Below are 3,704 nucleotides of genomic sequence, written 5' to 3'. Positions count from 1 at the left end.
AAAATATGCAGGATATCCGCGACTGGCCAGCGTGGTTCTCGTCCAGACTTGAGGCTTTTTAATCCTTCAACACCATGTAAAGTAAACCAATTTATCCATCTCCCGACGGATGAGCGAGCGGCACAGAGCAGTCTGGCGACGTCGGAAACGGTCATTCCCCGATGCAGCATCAGTATGGCGATGAGTCGTCTGGAATAGTTTTTATCACGTGTTTGTTGGGCTTCTTTACGCATTAGTCGTCGTTCTTCATCAGGGATTGCTGCTATGATCGGCATCGCTCAGTCCGGTTGGTGATTTGTTTGGTTTGGCGATTGATCAGATCGCATAACTCGGACTGAGTTCCCTTCGAGTGATCTACTATTTGGCGAAGCTATTTAGTAGATAGTTTTCGTTTGAGAATTCAGCATGTACTTTTTTAATGGAGCTTCCAACCATATATATTTTCATGAATTTGTTGGCGGCAGTAAATTTAGGGCTGTAGTCTTTATCTATATAACGAAATAATTTCGTTGTTCTTGGTTTATCAAAAAAACCTCTGGAAGCAAGCCTGGTTGGATTTTCTATTAACACTGGCATTCTTAAAGCTGCAAAGCCAGAGAGTGATACATCTCCTACACTATAGAATAAATCACCAGATTTATCATCATATCCCAATAGAGATGCTAACCCTCTGTATACTTTTCTGGTTAAACCAGGGTAATACTTCCCATCATTGATAATAGGAGATACTGCTTCGTAGACATTATTTCCGCCATGAGCCATTAACAGTAGACCAAATGATTTAAAATGTTTTACATTAAGATCTTTTCCCAATTGATTTAATCGATATCCTGCAAATGCCTGAAAGCCACCCGCAACAACACCAGATGCGATTTTTGTGTATTTTAAAACACCCTGGTCTTCAAATATATCTGTAATGATATATTTTACATAATCACCTGTTCGTAGTTTTTGGTAGTCTCTTTCTGTTTCTTCACGCTCGGTTACCAATTCATGAAGGATATGATTTTTATCAAAAAAACTAATTGTTGATGACCTGAGTTTCATCTCTGTTTCATTGATGAAATCCTCAATTTCACGAATATAACGCATTCTTAATGTTTTATCTTGAATAAAAAAAGAGGAAGCCAACAGAGCAACCCTCCTCAGGCGGTTGCTTTCCTCTAAAAAGTGAAATTGATGTGCCGAATCGATACTCATCTTAATATTCCACATCTTTCCATAAGATATAAGAGCTTGTCCGTGCAACTACATGTTCCCATTCAATCGATGCGAACTTGAATGAAATATTTTCCTGAGGCTGTAATTCGTTGTGTGTTAATGAATTTGGGGCGAAAAAACGAATATCATTGATAACCGCATCTCTTAGCACCATTTTAAAATAGAGTTCATTACCACCTGATTGAGAAGTCCTGTAAAAAAAGAACTCACAGGTTAGTTTTTCATTACCATTCAATGCCTGTGCCAGAAGCGGGGTGGCTTTATCTATTGGCTTCCTGATTTCGACAGGGGAGAGTGAAACGTTATCTTGCCTTGTTATCTGGTTCATTAACTCATAAACAAAAATTTCATCTTCATGGGAAGCCTGATATTTGTTGCCGATGGAGTCTGCACTTGAACAGCCCGCAGAGATAAGTCCTTGTTTGATGCCGGTGAGTTTCAGATAGATCAAATTTGCCATTATTTATTCCTTAATATTATCCATAATCCTGCCCCATAAATCCTTTTTCCTTATGGGAGAGATAATTTCTGCATTTTTTAGTCAATGAGTCAATAGCCGTTATCGTGCAACGTGTATGATTTTAAATAGTTATTTGGATTATAATTATTGTGGTAATTATTTAAATGGAATTCTCTTCTGGTAGAATAGAACGATATCCCTTCACCACCTATAAACGTAAGCCTTAAATTGGACACAAAATCCACTGGGGGTATCTTTGGGGGTATCACAAAAGATGAAACAGGTAATTTATATTATTAATCATATGAATAGGGTGTAGGTGTTGTTCCTATTATCCCTATTTTAACGTCTCCCTAAGTCTACTCAAACACCCTTTAAACCCTTATAATACGCGGTTTGACGGCCCTTATTGTATCTGCTCGTCTACTCACGTTCACTGAAATCTACGGTGAGTTGGGGGCATCGGTGGGGGCATGTCGTGTTCGGTCTAGATTTTTGCGTAAACTACATTCTTCTTTTGTGCCATTGCGTTCTAAAATTGCGTCAATTTTGCTCGCGTGCTCCGTGAGATGATCAGCGGATAAATGCGCATATCCCCGAACCATTTCGATGCTTTCCCTGCCTCCCATTTCTTGTAACACCGATATTGGCACTCCTCACCTGCACTAGCCAGCTTGCCTATGTATGTCTCAGGTCATGGAATCTAAAATCGTCTACCCAAGTGCGAAATAGCGAGGTAGATAGCAGGAACGACAAAACCGGCTCCAGCTAGTTTTTTACGTCAATGCCGAGCTTATTTATCAGACATAACCGCTCGCCTTATACATGGCAGTCAGATTTTTTCTCAGTGCTTTCCTTTCCTGCTTGTCGCTGGGAAGCGGCGTATCCTCAACGCTGAATCCTTCAAGGCGCATGGTGTCTCGATAGTTTTTTAGTTTCATCCGATTGTAGTAGTCACGCTTTTCTTCCAGCGTCACCATGCGTGAGGGGCGAGTGTTGTTTGGCAATGTTGGTCCTGACTAAAACCCCAAACATAATATGGATACTCTCGCAGTCGCGGGAACCGTTTGGGCAAGAACGAGGTGCGCAGCACGATGTGTCCGCAGGTCATCCGTATCGATGAACTTCTCTCTGCATTCTGCTTTGAGCGCGTCGTATCTGTTCTCTCATTTCGTCTTTTCATCGGACACAGAGAATCACGTTCAGCCTGGAATCGTTTTCTACCAAATAACTGCCATTTTTTAACCTAAAAATGACGTCAAAAAGATCATTTCACTGCCTGTTGCGATGGTTTTTGTTAGTAAATAACGCAAAAACACCATGTTAAGTCATTGGTTCTTTTTTATTCCTTTTTATAGCATAAAAAACCATTAATTTTCATTAAAAATCCAATGCCTGCTAAACTATCTAATATTTATTTCTTAACAGAGAAATAGTTTATTAAGGTAATGGAGGTATTTGTTCTGTCAAAAGTAAAAAATAGAGGTAAATATTTATACTAAATTAAAATTAATGAAATTCTTGTTATTGATGATTTTTGTTAGTATATTAATTATTTCGTTTCTAACGAAATTAAAAGGCATGAAATATATGCCTTTTCCGTTAATTGAAAATCAGCGATATATTATTTTCTATTGTGTTTATTTTTACTTAAGATTGATTTAATTTATTGTTTTTAATGTGTTTTATTTTTTAGTGGTTCGATTTAGTTGCTCTGCTATATAAGCATTGACCGTGTGTTTGTGTTGTGTGTATGATCTAAATTCAAAATATAAATGTATTTTATTTCTTCTTGGTGTGATTCTTTTTACGCCGATATAAACCGTAATATTACGGTTTTATTATGTTTTTAAATTCGGTTTTTAATTTATTTTATCTCGCTGGTCGAAAAACAAATACGCTATACCCTAAATAATTCGAGTTTCAGGACAAACGTTAACGTTTGAACAACGCAAAGCGTTGGCCCGCTAGGGCAAGGCTTATTTATAAGCCTTGTAATGCGGCAAGAGAAGGAATCCCGATG

The 3,704-nt window shown here is 38.2% G+C and carries 4 protein-coding genes and 1 pseudogene; all 5 read right to left on the bottom strand.

Features of this window, described 5'->3' with window-relative positions; all coding sequences use genetic code 11:
- The coding region (locus H0248_RS20715; RefSeq protein WP_180787315.1) for a helix-turn-helix domain-containing protein at positions 1 to 275 on the bottom strand (275 nt) is incomplete at its 3' end.
- An 82-nt stretch (positions 276 to 357) separates the two neighbouring features.
- Entirely contained in the window at positions 358 to 1,200 is an 843-nt protein-coding gene (locus tag H0248_RS20710) for a DUF4225 domain-containing protein (RefSeq protein ID WP_180787314.1), read from the bottom strand.
- 1 nt (position 1,201) lies between these two features.
- The gene (locus H0248_RS20705; protein ID WP_039280041.1) at positions 1,202 to 1,681 is read right to left on the bottom strand and encodes an Hcp family type VI secretion system effector; all 480 of its coding nucleotides are present in this window, start codon (positions 1,679 to 1,681) and stop codon (positions 1,202 to 1,204) included.
- Between the two features lie 443 nt (positions 1,682 to 2,124).
- Positions 2,125 to 2,395 (bottom strand): annotated as a pseudogene (locus H0248_RS20700) (tyrosine-type recombinase/integrase); the annotation flags it as partial.
- 86 nt (positions 2,396 to 2,481) lie between these two features.
- A complete protein-coding gene (locus H0248_RS20695; protein ID WP_219609326.1) occupies positions 2,482 to 2,688 on the bottom strand; it encodes a YhfG family protein in 207 nt (68 codons plus the stop codon).
- Positions 2,689 to 3,704 lie beyond the last annotated feature (1,016 nt).

This window comes from Pectobacterium brasiliense (genome assembly GCF_013449685.1).
Classification (GTDB): domain Bacteria; phylum Pseudomonadota; class Gammaproteobacteria; order Enterobacterales; family Enterobacteriaceae; genus Pectobacterium; species Pectobacterium brasiliense_A.
The sequence above is the reverse complement of the archived record's forward strand: the minus strand, read 5'-3'. Positions and strand labels throughout refer to the sequence as shown.

Excerpts from the sequence above, each read along its gene's own strand:
- H0248_RS20710 (WP_180787314.1), bottom strand. The coding sequence starts at position 1,200 with ATGAGTATCGATTCGGCACATCAATTTCACTTTTTAGAGGAAAGCAAC.
- H0248_RS20705 (WP_039280041.1), bottom strand. The coding sequence starts at position 1,681 with ATGGCAAATTTGATCTATCTGAAACTCACCGGCATCAAACAAGGACTT.